Annotated in this window: 14 protein-coding genes; 8 read left to right on the plus strand and 6 right to left on the minus strand. The window is 42.6% G+C overall.

All coding sequences use genetic code 11. The annotated features are described in order from the left end of the window. The first annotated feature begins 70 nt into the window (after positions 1–70). Together F946_RS03820 and F946_RS03825 are read left to right on the plus strand one after the other, a co-directional pair. The gene (locus tag F946_RS03820; protein WP_004979067.1) at positions 71–976 is read left to right on the plus strand and encodes a DMT family transporter; all 906 of its coding nucleotides are present in this window, start codon (positions 71–73) and stop codon (positions 974–976) included. A 111-nt stretch (positions 977–1,087) separates the two neighbouring features. Beyond that, positions 1,088–1,597, plus strand: coding sequence for a DinB family protein (locus F946_RS03825; protein ID WP_004979069.1), 510 nt, complete (start codon positions 1,088–1,090; stop codon positions 1,595–1,597). A 55-nt stretch (positions 1,598–1,652) separates the two neighbouring features. Here F946_RS03825 and F946_RS03830 read toward each other — a convergent pair whose 3' ends face one another. Continuing rightward, on the minus strand, positions 1,653–2,666 hold the full coding sequence (locus F946_RS03830) for a hypothetical protein (RefSeq protein WP_004979072.1): 1,014 nt from the start codon (positions 2,664–2,666) through the stop codon (positions 1,653–1,655). A 222-nt stretch (positions 2,667–2,888) separates the two neighbouring features. On the opposite strand from F946_RS03830, the gene F946_RS17360 reads away from it, so the two are divergent. After that, on the plus strand, positions 2,889–3,191 hold the full coding sequence (locus F946_RS17360) for a hypothetical protein (protein WP_227556924.1): 303 nt from the start codon (positions 2,889–2,891) through the stop codon (positions 3,189–3,191). Between the two features lie 151 nt (positions 3,192–3,342). Here F946_RS17360 and pta read toward each other — a convergent pair whose 3' ends face one another. From pta to F946_RS03850, 3 genes are all read right to left on the minus strand, one after another. Then, positions 3,343–5,484 carry a phosphate acetyltransferase gene (gene pta / locus F946_RS03840; RefSeq protein WP_004979077.1) on the minus strand — a complete coding sequence of 714 codons (2,142 nt, stop codon included), beginning with the start codon at positions 5,482–5,484 and terminating at the stop codon, positions 3,343–3,345. Positions 5,485–5,539: 55 nt separating this feature from the next. Further along, positions 5,540–6,757, minus strand: coding sequence for an acetate/propionate family kinase (locus tag F946_RS03845; protein WP_004979078.1), 1,218 nt, complete (start codon positions 6,755–6,757; stop codon positions 5,540–5,542). Between the two features lie 607 nt (positions 6,758–7,364). Continuing rightward, positions 7,365–8,630 carry a glutamate-5-semialdehyde dehydrogenase gene (locus F946_RS03850; RefSeq protein ID WP_004979082.1) on the minus strand — a complete coding sequence of 422 codons (1,266 nt, stop codon included), beginning with the start codon at positions 8,628–8,630 and terminating at the stop codon, positions 7,365–7,367. Positions 8,631–8,937: 307 nt separating this feature from the next. Here F946_RS03850 and F946_RS03855 point away from each other — a divergent pair, with 307 nt between their 5' ends. Then, the gene (locus tag F946_RS03855) at positions 8,938–10,269 is read left to right on the plus strand and encodes an alpha/beta fold hydrolase (RefSeq protein ID WP_004979086.1); all 1,332 of its coding nucleotides are present in this window, start codon (positions 8,938–8,940) and stop codon (positions 10,267–10,269) included. Between the two features lie 58 nt (positions 10,270–10,327). On the opposite strand, the gene F946_RS03860 is transcribed toward F946_RS03855, so the two are convergent. Together F946_RS03860 and nagZ are read right to left on the minus strand one after the other, a co-directional pair. Beyond that, on the minus strand, positions 10,328–11,203 hold the full coding sequence (locus F946_RS03860; protein WP_004979089.1) for a class I SAM-dependent methyltransferase: 876 nt from the start codon (positions 11,201–11,203) through the stop codon (positions 10,328–10,330). Between the two features lie 158 nt (positions 11,204–11,361). Further along, positions 11,362–12,378, minus strand: coding sequence for a beta-N-acetylhexosaminidase (gene nagZ / locus F946_RS03865; protein WP_004979091.1), 1,017 nt, complete (start codon positions 12,376–12,378; stop codon positions 11,362–11,364). Between the two features lie 241 nt (positions 12,379–12,619). Between nagZ and F946_RS03870 the strand changes: the two genes are divergently transcribed. The 4 genes from F946_RS03870 to F946_RS03885 all read left to right on the plus strand — a co-directional run bounded on the left by F946_RS03870 (position 12,620) and on the right by F946_RS03885 (position 19,858). Further along, entirely contained in the window at positions 12,620–14,815 is a 2,196-nt protein-coding gene (locus F946_RS03870) for a carboxy terminal-processing peptidase (protein ID WP_004979093.1), read from the plus strand. Between the two features lie 263 nt (positions 14,816–15,078). After that, a complete protein-coding gene (locus F946_RS03875; RefSeq protein ID WP_004979095.1) occupies positions 15,079–17,157 on the plus strand; it encodes a bifunctional diguanylate cyclase/phosphodiesterase in 2,079 nt (692 codons plus the stop codon). A 224-nt stretch (positions 17,158–17,381) separates the two neighbouring features. Further along, positions 17,382–17,888, plus strand: coding sequence for a hypothetical protein (locus tag F946_RS03880; RefSeq protein ID WP_004979097.1), 507 nt, complete (start codon positions 17,382–17,384; stop codon positions 17,886–17,888). 380 nt (positions 17,889–18,268) lie between these two features. Then, a complete protein-coding gene (locus F946_RS03885) occupies positions 18,269–19,858 on the plus strand; it encodes a peptide chain release factor 3 (protein WP_004979098.1) in 1,590 nt (529 codons plus the stop codon). Positions 19,859–19,869: the final 11 nt, after the last annotated feature.

The following is a 19,869-nucleotide window of genomic DNA, read 5'->3' on the forward strand; positions in this document are numbered from 1 at the left end:
GAAGGTGCAAGAAATGAGAAACCTAAACCAAGCACAATAGCGTGAGTGGTTTGAGTTTGGTTTAAAGAGTATGAATGCGCTGTTATATGCTTTGGTGGTGGTGATTTGGGGAACGACATGGATTGCGATAAGTCTGCAACAACAAAGTGGAATATCGACCAATGTAGCCGTGTTTTGGCGCTTCTTTATTTCGGCTCTGGTGTTGTTTACTTTTGTTGTGTTGTGCCGAAAACTGCAAAAGCTGGCTGTAAAAGACCATCTATTTTGTATGTTGCAAGCATGCTGTATTTTTGGTTTTAACTTTGTTTGTTTCTATTATGCGGTTCAATATATCAGCAGCGGTTTGGAGGCTGTTATTTTTTCGATGGCGGTAATTTTTAATACCCTCAACGCTAAACTGTTCTTTGGACAACAGGTGTCTACACGTTTTTATCCTGCGGCTTTGTTGGGTGGATTGGGGATCATCGCCTTATTTTGGCATGATGTGGTGGGGAGTACCTTAAACAATCATACGCTGATGGGGATTGGTCTTTGTGTGTTGGGAACCTATGGTTTTTCACTGGGCAATATGATTAGTGCGCGCCATCAAAAACAAGGTCTGGATATTTTCACCACCAATGTTTATGGCATGTTGTACGGTTCAATTCTGATGGCATTGATTGCTGGATTTAAACAAGACGAGTTTTTCCCTGCTATGGAATTCAGTGCAGTGAGTGCTTTATTGTATTTGGCTATTTTTGGTTCAGTGATTGGCTTTACCGCCTACTTCTATTTGGTTGGACGGATTGGTGCAGGCAAGGCAGCTTATAGTACTTTGTTATTTCCTTTGGTGGCTTTGGTGATTTCGACCATCTGGGAAGGGTATCAATGGCATATCAATGCGGTCATTGGGGTGATTTTGATTTTATGTGGTAATGCAATTTTCTTTATTCAAGCGCCCAAGTTGAAATTCAGTCAAATGTTGAAGCGAAGTTAGGTGTGCGCAAGAAAATAAAAAAAGTTATTTTGCCTTATAAAGGAAATATTTAGTTGTTTTTCATCCTTTGTATTATGCTCATTTTAGAGAACTTCATGCAGGGCTTTATAAATGGATTTAAAAACGTTTGAATTATTCGCTCGTTACAACGTGTGGTCTACTCAAAAATTAAACCAAGTTTTAAAAAATGTCTCTGATGAAGATTTCAATGCTGAATGCGGACTTTTCTTCAAAAGTATTTCTGGAACGTTGAATCACTTGCTTGTTGGTGAGCATTATCTATGGTTTCCTCGGTTCTCATCGAAATCATCTCCTACATTGAAGTTAAATACCATCGTAGAAAGGAATAAAGATAAACTCATGTTTGAGTTAGAGAGCAGGGCTTACAACTGGATAGATTTTTTAAAACATGTTGATGTGGAAAAATTTGGACATGATTTACAGTACAAAACATCAGCTGGACAAGAAATGAGTCTGCCCTATGCTGCTACATTATTGCATGTGTTTAATCATGGAACGCATCACAGAGGGCAAGTGACAGCGGCTTTAACTTCAATGGGTTATCCATGCCCAGAGATTGACATGGTATATATGTTGATAGAAGAAAATCTGCCCGTTTAAGAGAGCTGCGGTTGGTTTTGTAAAATAATGGAATCGAGCTGATACGATGCCCTCATCATGATGCTGTATTGGCTTTAATCCAAAGTGCTTCCATCTCAATCTCAACCATTTTTTGAGAATTGGATCGTTTCTTTTGCAACTCCTCAAACTTTTGTCTATCTGGCGAGCTGGATAAGATAATATTACCCATTTCAATTTGAAGATTATTGTTTTTTATGAGCTTCTCACGGGCTGCGGCAACTTCCGAGCTTTTGAGAGACACAGCGTCGTAATTTTGATTCAGACTTTGAATGCGTTTGTTTGATTTTTCAATTGCAGTTTTCAGAGCACGAAGATCTTTTTTTTCCATCGCATGTTTTATCTCCCACCTTGAGTTTTCTGCTTCTTGTTTGGTGGCTGCACTTGATTGTGCCCAGAGCGCAATAAGGTCATGTTTGATGTCTGCAGCATTATCTTGACTCAGATGTGAGGTGCTATGGGGTGGGGTATGAGCCGTAACATTGAGCTCAGGGTCTGATTTTACCTGTTGTCGCGTGTTGTTTAATGCCCCTGAATTCAGTTGAGGGTAAATCATGTGTTGTAAGGCTCTCATTTCACTGATAGAGCTTTGTTGTATGACGCTGATTTCTGCTTCAAGTGCTGTTATACGCTGCATCTGTGGTGGACTTTTAGTATTTTCTTGTGCCAGTTCCACACCAAGTAAATGGACTTGCTTAAATTTCTCACGTAACGCAGCACCTTCTTGGCTTTTGAAGTTTGTTGCATCTAGTGCAGTATTAAACGCAAGAGAATGGGTTTTCAGTTGTTCTAGCAGGGCGGGGATGGTATCGACTTCTTTATTTTGACGAGCCGCTTTAAGTGCATCTTGTGCGTTCAAAATGGCCTGAGAGTTTTTATTCGAAATCTGATCTAGGGCATCAAGATCCGCTTTAATGTCAGTTGGATTTGCTGTGCTTAAGTTTGTATATGTTGTGGTTGAGTCTGGCGGTGTTTGGTGCTGCTTAGATTCATTACATGCTGTCAGTGAAAATGTTGTCACTATTAGAATTGGAAGCAATTTTTTATTCATTATGAGACCAATGATTTAGAATTTAATTATATCTCTTGAGTATATTGTTTAAGTGTCTGAAAAGTAAAGTCTTACTGTTTTATCTGTGTTTGGGCTATGCTTGTAAATATACATTAGTCGAATGTTTGAGAGGCTATACGATTAGGTGGTACTACACTCAGTTCAATTGTATATGCTGGAGAGTGACGAATTTGTATTTAGTGAAAAATGGTTTCACATCGTGTGCTGATTACAGTAGCAATCGCAAAATTACATTTTAAAATAGTTCAAGAGAAGAAAATAATGGAGCTTTCATTTCTTTCAATAGTTGGTTGTTTATTGATAGTTGGTGGATTATTACTTCCCATTTACACAGCAAATTTATTTCCTTTATCAAAAAAATCAAATGACCAGTATCAAGAGATGATGAGGAAAGGTGACCGTGGATGGATTATTGATTTTAAGATCAATCAATGGATAAGAAAAAACTGGATTTACATTCCAATTTTAGGTGTACTCCTCTTTTTTATTGGGTTGTTATTCTAAGTGAATAAGTAGATTTTTAGCCTAAGATATTGATAAATAATTGTGAAGGTGTACGTTTTTTTCTAAACGTTTATTTCATTGAATACAGCGCTTTTAAAATAAAAAACCACCCAACTTTTCCGTTGGATGGTTTTGATCCGCTCAAATTACTTTACGCTGTTGCTTGCTGTTCTGCTTGAATTGCAGTGAGTGCAATCGTAAACACGATGTCATCCACCAAAGCACCACGAGACAAGTCATTTACAGGTTTGTTCAAACCTTGCAACATTGGGCCGACGCTTACCACATTAGCAGAGCGTTGTACGGCCTTATAAGTCGTGTTTCCTGTGTTTAAGTCAGGGAAAATAAACACATTGGCACGACCTGCAACTTTAGAATCAGGTGCTTTCGAGCGTCCGACACTTTCAACCGATGCTGCATCGTACTGAAGTGGGCCATCAATCAACAGATCAGGACGACGTTCTTTCGCTATACGTGTTGCCTCAGCGACTTTCTCAACTTCAGCTCCAGCACCAGAGGTACCTGTTGAGTATGAAATCATCGCAATACGTGGGTCTAAACCGAAGGCCTTCGCTGAGTCAGCCGATTGAATCGCAATTTCAGCGAGCTCTTCGGCATTTGGGTCTGGGTTAATTGCACAGTCGCCATAGACATAGACTTCATCGGGTAACAGCATAAAGAACACGGAAGAGACCAGTGAGTACTCAGGCGCTGTTTTAATCAGTTGGAAGGCAGGGCGTACAGTATTGGCTGTAGTATGTATTGCGCCTGAGACCAAACCGTCGACTTGATCGAGTGCCAACATCATGGTGCCTAGAACGACAGTGTCTTGCAGCTGTTCACGCGCTTGTAGCTCGTTCAGTTTGCCTTTACGCAGTTCCACCATTTTTTCGACATAGTTTTCACGAATCAAATCTGGATCGATAATTTCTAAGTCATGTGGAAGCTCGATGCCACGTGCTTTTGCCACTTCTACGACAGCTTCAGGTTTCGCCAATAAGATACAGTGTGCAATGCCACGAGATTGGCAAATGGCCGCAGCTTGAACTGTACGTGGCTCATCGCCTTCAGGGAGGACAATCCGCTTCTTCGCAGCAATCGACTTTTGTACCAATTCATGGCGGAAAGCCGAAGGTGAGAGACGAGGTTGGTACGAGCCATTCAACATTACCTTTAGCCATTCTTCATTGATATGGCTCGACACAAAACGAGTGACTTGCTCAGCGCGTTCAGTATCATCGACCGGAATTTCATTGCTGAGATTGGCTAAGCTCTGCGCCGTGTCGAACGTGCTGAGCGCTGTATGTAAAATTGGTAAGCCTTGTTTAATCGCTGTTTGGCAGAACGCAAGCACTTGCTCGTTTGGCGTATGGTGTTCAGTCAGTACCAAACCTGCCAATGGAATACCGTTACTGCTGGCTAAGCTGGATGCCAAAAGCACATCGATACGATCTGATGCACTGATGATGAGCTCGCCTGCGACAAACTTATGTAGTTCATGTTCAATGTTTGATGCAATCAAACTGCTATGCAACACACGACGTTGAGTCGCGTCGCCTTGATTGATCCATTCCGCCTGAATGTGTGAAGCCAAGTCAGACATACGCGGTACACTGAGCGTGTTGCTAAATGGAACCAAGCCGATTACAGGGAGTTTGTCTGATCCGAGCTTTGGATGGGTCTTTTGGAGCTCAATAATAAATTTATTGGTATCGCTGATTAAACGCAGACTTGGGTCAAACGTCACTGGAATGTGTGCTGAGTCATCGGGCAAGCCTTTGGTGCGCATCAATAACACGCCCGCGGTTCGCTCTGAACTTGCACCCCCAAAGTAGCGTAGTTGGCTATCGACTTTTTCAGCCGTCGCGCTCGGTTTATTAATGTCTGCATTGCTGACAATAATAACTTTGGCATCGAGTGCTTGCGCAAGTTGTGCATTTAGTTCAGAAGCAAAAGAATCTTGGCTATTCGGGACTAAACCTTCAACAATGATCAGGTCATGCTTACGCGCAATAGCACGGTGCAAACGCACCGCATCTTCAAGTAGCTCATCATTTTCACCCGCACTGAGTTGTTGCAAAATGGTGTGATAGCTAATCGGTTCAACGGTTTCATTTTTTGAAACATGGTGATAGAGCGCTGTGGTACGGTCTGCACCTGTGGTTAGTTCTTGAGAAAAAGGTTTTAAAAATCCAGCTTTAACACCTTGGCATTCCAGCGCATAAACCAAACCCAGACACGCAGATGTTAAGCCGACGCCTTCCCCAGTGGGCACAAGTAAAATTGTTTTCATATATTTATTCGTCATACAAGAATTTAAAACAGACTTGAGTGAATGTAACGATCGCTTAAGCGATCGCTACATTGTCTTCAGACTTTTTTGCAGCAGTTTGAATCACCTCATCGGCCACGGATGCAGTTTCTTTGGCAATACGGCCTTCTTCATCGGTCGGCACAACCCAAATTTGAGGGCCTGTACCTGTATCAATACGACCTTCGGTACCACGTTTTAAACTGTCATTGGCTTCTTTACTCAAGTTAAAACCAAAGTGCGGTAGGAAAGCGACTGTTTTTTCACGAATATATGCCGAGTTCTCACCAATGCCACCCGTGAAGAATAAGCCATCAAGACGTGGTAGACCACAGCTCAGTGCGGCCAATGATTTTGCGAGGCGATAGCAGAACACTTCAATGGCTAAAGTCGCATCTTCATTGCCTTGTTCAGAGGCTTCAATCAAAGTACGCATGTCATTTGATAGATCAGACAACCCGAGTAAGCCCGATTGGCTATTCAACATTTTATCAATTTTATAAATGTCCCAGCCTAGGTTGTTGGCAAGGAAACTATGTAAGCTTGGATCGACATCACCACTGCGTGTGCCCATCACGACACCTTCAAGTGGAGTTAAGCCCATTGAAGTGTCTACACTTTGTCCATTCCAAATGGCACAAGTAGAGCTACCATTACCCAAGTGTGCGGTTAACCAGCCCCCTTGCTTGAAGCTACCTGCCAGTTCAGAACCGCGTTCAGACACATAAGCATGGCTTGTACCATGGAAGCCATAGCGACGTACATTGTGCTCAGTGTATAAGAACTTTGGCACAGCGTAGCGGTAAGCATGTGCAGGCATGGTTTGGTGGAATGCCGTATCAAATACAGCCACTTGTGGTAGCTCTGGGAATAAACGCATAGTGGCGTCAATCCCAACCAAGTGCGCAGGGTTGTGTAGTGGTGCTAGTGGTGTTGCTGCACGAATGCGTTCGACAATTTCTTCTGTTAAAAGCTCAGCTTTGGTCAATGTACCGCCGTGTACCACGCGGTGACCAATGGCTTGAGGGTTATAATGTGAAAGGCGTTCTAAGATGGTTTCCAATGCTTTCTCATGATCGGCATGTGGAATAGACAATTCAAGGGGTTGACCACCCGCCGTAATGCCTTTGATGCGAGCGTCAGCAGAACCTAAGTTCTCAGCTAAACCGAAAATACGATCTTCACGACGTTCAGAAACGAGCGCATATTTGATTGATGAAGATCCGCAGTTAATTACTAATACTGATGTAGACACGTTTTAATACCTGATTCTAATTGAATTATCCGTCCTAGAACTGATCTTCATGCAGTACGTTCTTATGCAATCTTGATCATTTTTTATGTTGTATCATGTGTATTTTTTTAGTCCTAGATAGACTTTAGGTGATTAGACTTAAGCACTATCGACCGTCTGATGAATAATAATTAAAATTTATCGGTTCATGATTTTCATTTATTCATGAAATGATGCTGAATTATTCATCAGCTCCAACCCTTTAAAAATAACACGCTATCCGCTGAAAAGAGCTGAATATATTGTGGCTTTCCTGTTTATTTTTGATATTTCATTTTAGACCCACACATAATCACATGCACAATCAATGTGACCATCAAAAAAGCATGATTTCCTCTAGATTTTAATTATTTGCATTGAAATGGCACTGATTGAGTTGGTAAACGCCTTTATGTGAAAAGAGGGATCTAAAGTCAAAACAACAGCCGATAGGGGGGCAGTAAAATACGCCTGCATCTTATGATGATCATGCTTTTGTTTTGAGTGCTTGCAGAGGGCGTTCAGATATAAAAAATGTTCAGCCCTCTGGAAAGAGCTGAACATAGATATTTAAAATGTGCCGGATGAGTTATTGGCGAATTTGACCATCACCAAACACAATCCATTTTTGTGAAGTCAGGCCTTCTAAGCCGACTGGGCCACGGGCATGGATTTTATCAGTTGAGATGCCAATTTCTGCACCTAAGCCATATTCAAAACCATCGGCAAAACGGGTCGAGGCATTGATCATGACAGAACTCGAATCCACAGCGGCCAAGAACTCGCGGGCTAGAGAGTAGTTTTCTGTAATGATCGAATCGGTATGGTGTGAGCCATATTTGTTGATATGCTCAATCGCTTCTTCCATACCAGACACTACCTTCACCGCTAAAATTGGACCGAGGTATTCGGTGTACCAATCTTCTTCTGTCGCCGTTTTGACTGTCGCACCTAAAATGCGCTGAGTTTCAGCACAGCCGCGTAACTCCACTTGCTTTTCAGTGTAGAGCTCAGCGACACGCGGTAAAAACTCATCTGCGACTTTTTCATCGACCAGCAAAGTTTCCATTGCATTACATACGCCGTAACGGTGAGTTTTTGCATTGAGCGCAATCGGTAGGGCTTTTTGTAGGTCAGCTTGTGCTTCAACATAAACGTGACAGTTCCCATCCAAGTGTTTAATCACAGGGACACGGGCTTCATTGCTGATACGTTCAATCAGGCCTTTGCCTCCACGTGGAACAATCACATCGACAAATTCGGTGAGTGTAATCAGTTGCCCCACGGCTGCTCGGTCTGCGGTGTTAATGACTTGAACCGCATGTTCAGGTAAACCCGCCAGTTTTAAACCGCGTTGAATGGCTTCAGCAATGGCTTTATTGGACTCGAGTGCTTCAGAACCACCACGTAAAATAATGGCATTACCAGACTTTAGTGCTAAAGATGCGGCTTCTAAAGTCACATTTGGGCGAGACTCGTAAATCATGCCAACCACGCCTAAAGGAACGCGCATCTTACCAAGCTGGATTCCTGACGGACGATAGGCCATGTCGGTGATTTCACCAACAGGATCTTTGAGGCCAATCACATCTTTTAAGCCTTGCAACATGCCTTTAAAGCGTGCGGGAGACAGTTCTAAGCGATCAAGTAAAGCACTGTCTAAGTTGTTGCTGTGCGCTTTGTTCATATCTGCTTGGTTCGCCGCTAAAATAGTGGGCTCACTGTTGACTAAAGCAGTATAAATAGCTGACAAAGCGTTGTTTTTAGTTTCGGTAGAGGCACGCGCCAAAATACGAGAAGCTTGACGTGCTTGCTGTCCTACCGTTTGCATATATTGTTCAATCGACTCTTGCATAGCGGTTTGATCACTTAGAAATTTCACAGAAGATAGTAACAGCCTAACACTCGACCGCATAGTCTCTACATGAAAAATCCAGTGTAGAGGCGGACTTATACATATTTTGAAATTGTTTTTTATCTAAAACATGATGAGCGGTTGCACAATCTGTTGCGTGTAAAACAGTGCTCTGTATAGAATGAATTTTAGGACATAGAAGTCCTTGCATAATTATTACAACACTGAACACCCTGTTGTCGTTGACAGGCGTGATCGTGCATTTCTTGCAAAACAAAAAGTACAGGCAAGAGTAGAGGGAAGGAACATGAATTCTATGATTCAAAGGGATGCCGAGCTGGATGACGCGAATTTACGCTTAGGTTTTTTTGATGTTTACCATCGTAACAGCTTTAAAGAACCTGCACGAACCACATGGATTGAGGGCTGGAAAGTCGAATACATGGCGATTGCTCGGCCAGAGTCATTCCATCGCACGCCTATCGTGATTATTGGTGGAGCGTTTCAAAACTTTAATTCCTACAAATACTGTGTTGAACAACTGCTCGATGCCGGTCCGATTGTCCTGATTGATTTGCCTTCAATGGGTGCCAATCAACAAATTCGTAATATCGATACGGGCTTGTCTGCAGGAACATTAGAACTGGGTGATCTCGCGAAAATGCTCGGTGTTTGGTTAGACATTGAAGGATTAGACAAAGTTTCAGTGATGGGCATGTCACTGGGCTCAGTTGTGGCGTCTTGTCTAGCCAATCAACGACCAGAGCTGATTGACCGTATGATTTTAATGGGTGTGATGCAAAAGACCCGTAAAAGCTGGCGGATGTTGCTGGAGGAATCGTTACATTTAATGCGTGAACAACGCATGGATGAGTTTGGTCAGGCCGTGATTTTGTATTTGGTCAATCATGCCAAAATGGATAAAACCAAAATGTCACCCACAGCCAAACGTTTGTTCTTCAGACAGATGGCGGAGTTTACTGCAACAGAACAAGAGCGCTATGAAATCAACTGTAATCGTTTGCTTCGCCTCACCGATGTGCCGATTCCACAGTGCAAAGTTTTGGTGGCCTGTGGCCAATATGACAGTTTTACCTTGCCACATGAAAATGCCAACTTTGCGTTGCAATGTCCTGACATGGAATATGCACAAATTGCCAATGCAGACCATGTGCCACAGCTACAACGCCGTAAAGAAACCATGCACTTGTTTGCGACGTTTCTGAAGGACGAGTCCATTCAACACTTAGACGGGATTATTCCCTTTAGTCGAGCACAAATGCTGGATATGGAGCGCCGCGGTGAAGAGCGGGTTCAGATTCAACACCCTGAAACCTTCTTAAACTATCGTCATTCGGATTTGGTGATTGCGACAGAAGTGGTGGATTTGAACTACTTTGGGGTACTTTTACGCTTTGAGTCAGACTTAGCTGCTGTGGCGGCTAAATATCCGCGTGATTTAGCTTTACACTTGAGCGATGAAGAAGGCGAGTTTCAGATTGAATGTTTAATTTTCTCGGAAGATGGACCGTATATTCGTGCCTTATTTAAACATGGCAGTTTTGAACTCGCGGAGCGACTGCTTCGCTTTGTGGGGCGTCAGAAACAAGAACAGACGTTGCTCGAAGCCGTGAGTTAATTGAAATTTAAAAATAAAAAAACAGCGTGTCATCGCTGTTTTTTTATGGGGACTAAGTTTATTGCTCGGGTTGATTGGGCTTTTGCCATTGGCTATGTATCAACCAGACCAAGTCGCCTAAGTGGTCCTGCTGATCTAAGTTTGAAGTATCGGCCTGAGTACTATTGAAGGCTAAAGTGGGTTGGTGAACGTTAACAGTATGGAAGCCCGCTTGTTTGAAAAACTGAGTGGCTTCAGGTGGGCTGATAAAGTGAAAGCCAAAGGCGCTACGGGACATCCATTTTAAAAGCTTGCTACTGCTCCAAATAAAGTTAGCCAGCTTATTTTTCACAGGTTCAGGGTAGAGGTCAGTGAGATAATATAGCTGATCAAACTGCTGTCCGTATTGGACAATGCCCTGTAGCAGTTGAGCAAGCATGTCTTTGCTAAAGTAGTTGATCAAACCTTCACTAACCACCACCAAGGGGCGGTTTGGGTCAAACACCTCAAAAGCACGGGAAAAATCTGCACTAAATAAGTCGGCAGAGAGAACCGCAGGACTGGTCTGATCGATCTGTTTTAAGGCCTGAGTTTTCATTTGTGCCATGTCCGGTAAGTCGAGTTCACGATAGTCAATCTCAGGATACTGTTGGCGAAAGCTCCAGCCGCGTGGGGACAGACCACTGGCAATTTCTAAAACTTGTAAGTTTGGGTACTGTTGGATCAGCGCGCTGAGGTGGTCATCAATCATTTGATGACGCTGTTTTAAGGTCGTGCGCATGCTGCCACCGACGTGTTTTTCGGCCCAACTTTCGAGTGGATGCACCAGTTTGGCCAGTAACTTCCCTTTGCGGGTGGCAAATACAGGATGTGAGATGCCCATGCTATACCAAATATAGCCTGTATAGTGCGCAGTAAAAGAGATGTGGCGATGAGCCGATAAAGCATCTGTCATGGTATCCGTACCTGATATTTTGTTGTTTTAGCATTGTTGTTTGGGCAATGCAGAGCAAGCCTGTTGATTTATTTTAAGTTTATCATAATGAAAAAAGGACATCTTGTGATGTCCCTTTGTCCGAAATATCGCGGTTGAAATGGTCAAAGATGAAGTGCTTAACTTAATCTAAACAGTTCCACTTGGTCGCGTACTTTGGCCCAATTTTCACCTAAATACAGCTTCGACTGAACGCTGATATTTGGAATCTGACCACGCATGCGTTCTAAGCGAGCTTGGTTTGGCAGCGCCAGTTGGTTGATCCCCTCCAAGGCCACGCATGCGGCTGCTCGATCATTACATACCAGCCCCATGTCACAGCCAGCATGGAGTGCAGCTTGAATGCGTGCATCTGCACCACCCGCAACACATGCGGCTTGCATGCTTAAATCATCTGAGAATAAGACACCATCAAAGCCCAGTTGTTGACGTAGAACGGTTTGAATCCAATACGGTGAAAAACCTGCTGGGTTTGGATCGACTTGGTTATAAATCACATGGGCAGGCATGAGTGCATCCAACTGCGGCATCAGTTTGATAAAAGTCTGCATATCTTTGGCATAAATTTCATCATACGTGCGTGAGTCGATGGCTGCTGCGACATGTGAGTCTGCTTTGACTGAACCATGACCGGGGAAATGTTTGCCTGTTGATGCCATGCCTGCGGCTTTCATCCCTTTTAGGAATGCACTGGCCAGCGGTACGATGTCTTGAATATTTTTGGCAAAGCCACGGTCACCAATCACATCACTGATGTCATTTAAGTCGAGTACAGGGGCAAAGCTAAAGTCGATACCGACGGCAAGCACTTCTGTCGCCATCAACCAGCCAGATTGTTCTGCCAAGCTTAAGGCTTTTTCAGGTTCGCTTAAGAATAGCTCGCCAAACTTACCCATTGCTGGAAGTAGGCTAAAGCCCTGTTTTAAGCGTTGAACGCGTCCGCCTTCTTGATCGACAGCAATCAAAATATCAGGACGAATTCGGCGCATATGGTCGGTTAGGGCGCGAACTTGTGCAGGAGACTCAATATTTCGTCCAAATAAAATCATGCCACCGACTTGCGGTGCTTGTAATAGTGCAATATCTTCTTGAGTAAGTTCTGTGCCTGCGATGTCGAGCATCAATGCGCCAATCATATTGGGTGTCCGTATTTGATTTTTTGGTCAGTGACTGTTTTGGCTCTGAAATGAGAGCGAAACAGGTCGTCGAAAACAATACCCGAATTTTGCAATGATTTGCTACATTTTGTCAGCACAGATTATGATAAAACTACACGACATAAACAGATTAAGTTGTTTAAGATTTTGAATATTCTCAATTCATGTCGAAAAATGACATTGTAATTTTGGTCAAAAACCAAGGAACTAAGAATTATTTATGAAACTTCAAACCATTGCTTGTGCGGTTGCAATTGCAACGGGTGGATTCTTTTTCACCCATGCCATTAATGAAGCCATTGCAGCGACTGAAACTACCGCTGTAACCAAACAAGCTATTGTTCCGTCGCAGGAGCAGGCTTTGGTGTCTCGTCAACTGGCGACCTTGGTTGACCGTCAACATTATCTCAATCAACGTTTAGATGCGAAAACATCGGCGCGTATTCTCGATTTCTATCTGGACAGTTTAGATCCAGACCATTCGCTGTTTCTTGCCTCTGAAGTAGAGAGTTATAAGCGTAAATATGGCTCAAACTTAGGTGCGGCTTTAAAAGCAGGTGACTTAAGTGGACCGTATGCGATTCATGCACAGTATCGTGATCGTTTGACCCAGTTTTATACCTATATGCTGGATGAGCTGAAAAAGCCGCAGAACTTAAAACAAGCCAATGTTTATATCGAAACGGATCGTGAAAAGGCACCGTATTTTGCCAATGAAGCGGCGCAGCGTCAGCATTGGAACAAAATGTTGGTTTCGCAGCTGATTAATTTGACCATCAGCAAAGAAGAAGAGTTAGCGAAGCAAAAAGCGCTTAAAGCCAACCCAGAATTGGCCAATGGACAAGATCTCACTAGCTCGGAAGATTTAACCCCAGTACAGACTTTAACCAAGCGTTATACGCGCCAGTTAGAACGTATTTCACGAGTGAAAAGCGATGATGTGTTAGACAAAACACTCAATGCAATGACGCTTACCTATGATCCACACAGTAACTATTTCCCGCCTGTCGATGCAATGGAATTGAACCGTCAGACGACTTTGCAACTTGAAGGGATTGGGGTGTCAATTCGACCTGAACGGGGCAATGAAGACTACACCAAAATCGAAACCATTGTGGAAGGTGGTCCTGCAAGCAAGTCTGGACAGGTGAAGTCGGGTGACCGCATCATTGGTGTGGCACAAGATGGCGAAAAAATGGTGGATGTCATCGGTTGGCCGAGCAATGAAATTGTGGGTTTAATCCGTGGTAAACGTGGTACCAAAGTTACCATACGCTTACTCGGTTCAGGTGCACCGATGAGCCAAGCGCGTAATGTGACCATTACCCGTGACGTCATTCAAGAAGAAGATGCAGGAGTACGTTCACGTACCGTGAATGTAACGCGTGATGGACAACAATACACCTTTGGTGTGATTGAAATTCCGTCTTTCTATTTGAACTATCGTGCACGTCGTGCGGGCACAGAATATCGTTCTGTATCTGAAGATACCAACAATGCGCTGAAAACTTTAGCGGCCAAGAATGTATCAGGGATTATTATCGACTTACGTAATAACCCAGGGGGATCACTTGAAGAAGTGGCGCGTATGCTTGGACAGGTGATTAAGTCAGGTCCTGTGGTGCAAATTCGAGATGGTAACGGCAATTTGAGCGTTTTCGAAGACGATGACAATGGTGCACAGACCTATGCAGGTCCACTGGCAGTGATGGTGAATTTAGCATCTGCGTCTGCAAGCGAAATTTATTCTGCTGCGATTCAAGACTATGAACGTGGCATTGTGATTGGTAGCACCACCACAGGTAAAGGAACAGCACAAGTTCAGCTCGATAACTTGGCGCATGGTCAAGCGACACTAACGCAACGTAAGTTTTACCGTGTAACGGGTGGCAGTACGCAAAACAAAGGCGTAATTCCAGACGTGAAATTGGTAGATATTTACAATGAAGAGTTTGGTGAGCGTAAAGCGAAAAATGCGCTTGAATGGGACACCATTCCAACCGCACCGTTTAAACGTGAAGGCAGCATTGCACCGTATGTAAAACGTTTAGGTGAGCTGTCGCAAGCACGCGTTAAAGTCGACCCGCAGTTTAACTATCTTGAACAGCGTAAAGACATCTCGAAAAAGACCGAAGATCAAAAACGTGTAGTTTTAGATATTGATCAACGTAAAGCTGAATTGTTGGCACTGGAAAAACAGACTTTAGACTCGGAAAACAAGCGCCGTCAGATTGCAGGACAAAAGCCTTATGCAAACTGGGAAAGCTATCAAGCTTCTATGGAAGCTTTGGTTGAAGCACGCGCTAAAATGAAAGCGAATCAACGTCCTGCATTGCCTGAAGAGGAAGCATTTGTGACTGAATCTGCAAATGTCTTATTAGATTATGCCAAGTTGCAAAAAGGTACTGCAAAATAGTTTAATCTCTGATGCAATGTATTAAAAAGCCAGTTTCGACTGGCTTTTTATTTAAATTGTGATTCAAAACACAAATGTGGGATTGGCATGCTGCTAAAGCAATCTGCTAGGTAAAATAAATCTATAAATTCTAATGATATCTCTGTGATTTTTTCTTGACCTGAACCTGTTTGTATAAGATTCTTAATCGGGTAGTAATGCTTTTCGCCTTTGATAAAAAGGATATAAATGAAGAAAAAGAGAAATTAATACGGACATTTTATATGATGCATGTGCATTACGATTTTAGTTTGGTATTAGGTTCAATTGTTGTGGCATTGTTGGCGTGTTTTTTTGCAGTGTCGACCGAACGCTTATTATTTCGTACTTGGCGTAAAAAATTTCAAACAGTGCTCATTTTACTCAGTAGTTTTTTCTTAGGCTGTGCCATTTGGGCCATGCATTTTGTGGGTATGTTGGCTTGTGATTTGCCGACGCATAGTTATTTTGACCCTGCACTGACAATTCTTTCTTTTTTTATTGCTTTTATTGCATCTGTTTTTTCAATTTGGTTGACCACGCGTCAGACCTTACCTTTTTTAAGATTGGTTTTGGGGTCGGTATTGATGGGGCTTGGTATTTCGGGCATGCATTATACTGGCATGATGGGGCTGATTATTGAGGGCTATCAGAGTGTTTACAATCCCTTGCTGACAGTTTTCTCTATTTTGCTTGCCATCAGTGGCTCGGGTTTAACCTTTTGGCTGATCTTTAAATATAAAAGTGCGGTCAGTAAGAAACTGTTGTACCAATGGTATGTTGCAGGGATGATGGCCTTGACCATCGTGAGTATGCATTATACGGGCATGCTTGCAGTCTCGTTCTATCCAACCCATAGTGATAAACTGGTGATGACCCTTGAAGCAGGTCAAAGCATCGTTTTATTTGTTGTTATCTTTATTACCTGTTTGATTTTGGTGGCAGCATTTGTTGTTGCGGTGCTGGAACAACGTTTAGAAGAGCGCAATATTCAACTTTCTCTGGCCAATAAAGAGCTGGCAAATCAGGCGGTACAGGATAATTTAACCAAGCTGCCCAATCGATTGTATTTGGCGGAATACGCCCATTTTTTGTTTACAGATCAACGCTTCCGCAATGAAAGCATTGCCTTTTTATATATCGATTTAGACCGCTTTAAAGCCGTAAATGATGTCTTTGGGCATCATGTTGGGGATCAATTATTGGTTCAACTGACCACACGAATTCATCGCCACTTAAGTAAAAATGAAAAAATTCTCAGAATTGGTGGGGACGAGTTTCTGATGGTGCTGGAGCAGGCCACTCCAGAGCAAGCGTGCCAAATGGCGGAGCACGTGCTGGAGTTGATTCAAGATAGCTTTTTGATTGCGGGTAAAGAAATCAATGTGTCTGCCAGTATTGGTATTGCGATGTATCCCGAACATGGTAGTAATTTGCAAGATTTATTGATTAATGCCGATGCAGCGATGCTGACCTCAAAATATCAGGGACGAAATACCTATTCTATTTTTAATTACAGTTTTGACCAACAAGAAGCGAAAAGCCAAACTAAGCTGATCAATGACTTATATAAAGCCGTAGAAGAACAACAGTTTGTTTTGTATTACCAGCCTAAATTTACCATTCAAGATCAACGGATTTGTGGAGTCGAGGCGCTGATTCGCTGGAAGCATCCGACTTTAGGCTTGCTGACCCCGAATATGTTTATTAAAGGCGCGGAGAAAACGGGGCTGATTATCCAGATGGGCTATTGGGCTTTGGAGCAAGCGTGTAAACAGCTGCAAATCTGGGAGCGAGAGAAAATTGAACTGTATCCGATTGCCGTGAATTTATCAGCGGTGCAGTTTGAGCATAAGCATTTATTTAATAATCTTGAGCATCTTTTTGATAAATATAAAGTCAACCCAAACCATTTAATTATTGAAATCACTGAAAGTACGGCCATGCACCATATCGAAGGCAGCATTCGTACCTTACAGCGGTTACGTGAAATGGGGATTCGTTTGGCGATTGATGACTTTGGGACAGGACATTCCAGTTTTTTATATTTAAAAAATCTTCCTGTGGATGAGTTGAAGATTGATCGTGGTTTTATTCATGAGCTGACCGTTGGCTCAAAAGATGAAATGATCTTAGAAAGTATTGTTCATCTGGCGATTCGTTTGGGTTTAGTCGTGACGGCAGAAGGTGTTGAAAGTCCTCTGCAAATGGAAATTTTATCACGGTTAGGCTGTCAGCAATTACAAGGCTATTTGTTGGGTATGCCTATGGATGTTAAGCGCTTAGAAGAGTTTGAGTACACATCATCAACTTATTTCAATTAAGCGATATCTACAATTTGTGCTGATGGCTGATCGCTTTTATGGTGATCTAATTCAGTTGAGAGTCTAATAAAAAAATAAGCAGTGTTCGCAAAATCCTCTATCTAGTGATATCGGCTTTTTATGTATTCTTTAGAATCTATTCGTTTTAGTGTCCTGTTGTCCGTATACCAAGCTGTTCAATTCAATCAGTTCAAAACATTGGGAACATTTGGAATTAAATAATTATGGTTAGAGTAGTGACTAAGGTTGGTGATGTTTTTTCTGTAAAGTTGGATAATGAGGTGAAAAAATATTTCCAGCTCATTGCTTTTGATTTAACACAATTAAATAGTGATGTGATCAGAGCATTTAAAAAAGTGTACCCTATCCATGCAACTCCTACGTTATTGGATATCGTTAATGATGATATCGATTTTTATGCGCATTGTGTCACTAAGTTTGGCATAAAAATGAATCTTTGGGAAAAAGTTGGAAACATATCTGATGTGGGTGGAACTTCTACAATATTATTCAGAGACACAGATGATTATGGTGTTATGGTAGGGGAAGAACCAATAAAAATTTCTCATAATTGGGTTGTATGGCACATTAATGATGATGAATTTACATATGTTGGAAATCTAGAGGGAGAAAACCGTAAAGCAGAAATAGGTGTGGTTATGCCCCCTTTTGCTATAGTAGAACGTATAAAAACAGGGAAATATAGTTTCGTATATCCAGAGTTTGAATGAAGTTTATAAAATGACCTCAGATTAGGCTTAAACAAGACAAAATAATGCTTGATGTATGAGGGGCAACGGAAGTGTTGCCCCAAGTTGTCATTGGGTACAGCGTGATTAAGTGTACGTTCAGATCGGATCAAGCATGTTTCTGTACATCTAGGTTGTAGCTGATAGCACTAGCGTTCTATTCTTACCCACTACTAGAGCGGGAAAGCATCCGAATGGACGACGAATGCGATGTACTAAGCTGATGGGTTAAGGGAAAATTATCAATAAAATCTCATTCATAAATCTGCTACAATTGCGCCAATTTTAAGTTATCACTTTACGGGTTGGATACACATCCATAAGTTGTGTACAACACCGTGTACCTATTGAAGATTTCTCTTATGTTTAAAGATCAATTGGCGAAAGAAGTCGCGGCTCGTAGGACTTTTGCTATTATTTCCCACCCCGATGCTGGTAAGACCACCATGACAGAAAAATTACTGTTGTGGGGACAGGCCATTCAGATTGCAGGTATGGTGAAAAGCCGTAAATCGGACCGTGCTGCCACTTCGGACTGGATGGAAATGGAAAAAGAACGTGGTATTTCGATCACCACCTCTGTAATGCAGTTTCCATTTAAAGACAAGATGATCAACCTGCTGGATACGCCGGGACACGAAGACTTCTCTGAAGATACGTATCGTACCTTAACGGCGGTCGATTCAGCTTTGATGGTGATCGATGGTGCAAAAGGTGTCGAAGATCGTACTGTGAAACTGATGGAAGTGTGTCGTATGCGTGACACACCGATCATTTCATTTGTGAACAAAATGGACCGTGAAATCCGTGAGCCTTTAGAGCTGTTGGATGAAATTGAAAACGTTCTCAAAATCAAATGTGTGCCGATCACTTGGCCGCTTGGTACAGGTCGTGACTTCGCTGGGGTGTTTAACCTGATCGAAGAAAAGTTTTATGTGTATAAAGCAGGTTTTGGTTCAACCATTACCGAAATCGAAGTCCGTGATGGTTATGACTATCCAGACTTACGTGAAAAAGTCGGTGAGCTGGCTTGGGCGGCATTTGAAGAGTCTCTAGAGTTGGTGCAAATGGCCAATGAGCCTTTAGACCGCACAGAGTTCCTTGCGGGTCGTCAAACGCCTGTATTGTTTGGTACAGCATTAGGTAACTTTGGTGTAGACCATGTGTTAGATGCATTTAGCAACTATGCGCCTGAACCTAAAGCACACCCAACAGAAAATCGTTTGGTTGAAGCAACTGAAGAGGGTTTTACTGGCTTTGTTTTTAAAATTCAAGCCAATATGGACCCGAAACACCGTGACCGTATTGCCTTTATGCGTATTTGTTCAGGCAAATATGAAAAAGGTTTGAAAATGAAGCATGTGCGTCTAGATAAAGATGTGCGTATTAGTGATGCTTTGACTTTTTTAGCTGGTGATCGTCAGCATCTAGAAGAAGCATGGCCGGGCGACATTATTGGTTTACATAACCACGGTACGATTCAAATTGGTGATACTTTTACCTCAGGTGAAAAATTGCAATTTACGGGCATCCCGCACTTCGCCCCTGAAATGTTCCGCCGTGTACGTTTGAAAGATCCATTGAAATCGAAGCAGTTACAAAAAGGCTTAAAAGAACTTTCAGAAGAAGGTGCAACACAGGTCTTCATGCCGCAAAATAGCAATGACTTGATTGTCGGTGCGGTAGGTGTGCTTCAGTTTGAAGTGGTGGCATACCGTTTGAAAGAAGAATACAAAGTCGACTGCGTCTACGAGCCTGTGAGCATTAACACTGTGCGCTGGGTGTCATGTGATGATGACAAAAAATTCAATGAATTTAAGAAAAAAGCACATGATCAACTATCGGTAGATGGTGGTGGTCACTTGACCTATTTGGCACCGAGTCGTGTGAACTTACAACTGATGCAAGAGCGCTATCCAGACATCGTGTTCCGCAATACCCGCGAACACTAATCGGGATGTTA

This window comes from Acinetobacter johnsonii ANC 3681 (assembly GCF_000368805.1).
GTDB classification, from domain to species: domain Bacteria; phylum Pseudomonadota; class Gammaproteobacteria; order Pseudomonadales; family Moraxellaceae; genus Acinetobacter; species Acinetobacter johnsonii.

Coding starts and splice junctions, on each gene's coding strand:
- F946_RS03820 (WP_004979067.1), top strand. CDS start 71: ATGAATGCGCTGTTATATGCTTTGGTGGTGGTGATTTGGGGAACGACA.
- F946_RS03825 (WP_004979069.1), top strand. CDS start 1,088: ATGGATTTAAAAACGTTTGAATTATTCGCTCGTTACAACGTGTGGTCT.
- F946_RS03830 (WP_004979072.1), bottom strand. CDS start 2,666: ATGAATAAAAAATTGCTTCCAATTCTAATAGTGACAACATTTTCACTG.
- pta (WP_004979077.1), bottom strand. CDS start 5,484: ATGAAAACAATTTTACTTGTGCCCACTGGGGAAGGCGTCGGCTTAACA.
- F946_RS03850 (WP_004979082.1), bottom strand. CDS start 8,630: ATGCAAGAGTCGATTGAACAATATATGCAAACGGTAGGACAGCAAGCA.
- F946_RS03855 (WP_004979086.1), top strand. CDS start 8,938: ATGAATTCTATGATTCAAAGGGATGCCGAGCTGGATGACGCGAATTTA.
- F946_RS03860 (WP_004979089.1), bottom strand. CDS start 11,203: ATGACAGATGCTTTATCGGCTCATCGCCACATCTCTTTTACTGCGCAC.
- nagZ (WP_004979091.1), bottom strand. CDS start 12,378: ATGATTGGCGCATTGATGCTCGACATCGCAGGCACAGAACTTACTCAA.
- F946_RS03870 (WP_004979093.1), top strand. CDS start 12,620: ATGAAACTTCAAACCATTGCTTGTGCGGTTGCAATTGCAACGGGTGGA.
- F946_RS03875 (WP_004979095.1), top strand. CDS start 15,079: ATGATGCATGTGCATTACGATTTTAGTTTGGTATTAGGTTCAATTGTT.
- F946_RS03880 (WP_004979097.1), top strand. CDS start 17,382: ATGGTTAGAGTAGTGACTAAGGTTGGTGATGTTTTTTCTGTAAAGTTG.
- F946_RS03885 (WP_004979098.1), top strand. CDS start 18,269: ATGTTTAAAGATCAATTGGCGAAAGAAGTCGCGGCTCGTAGGACTTTT.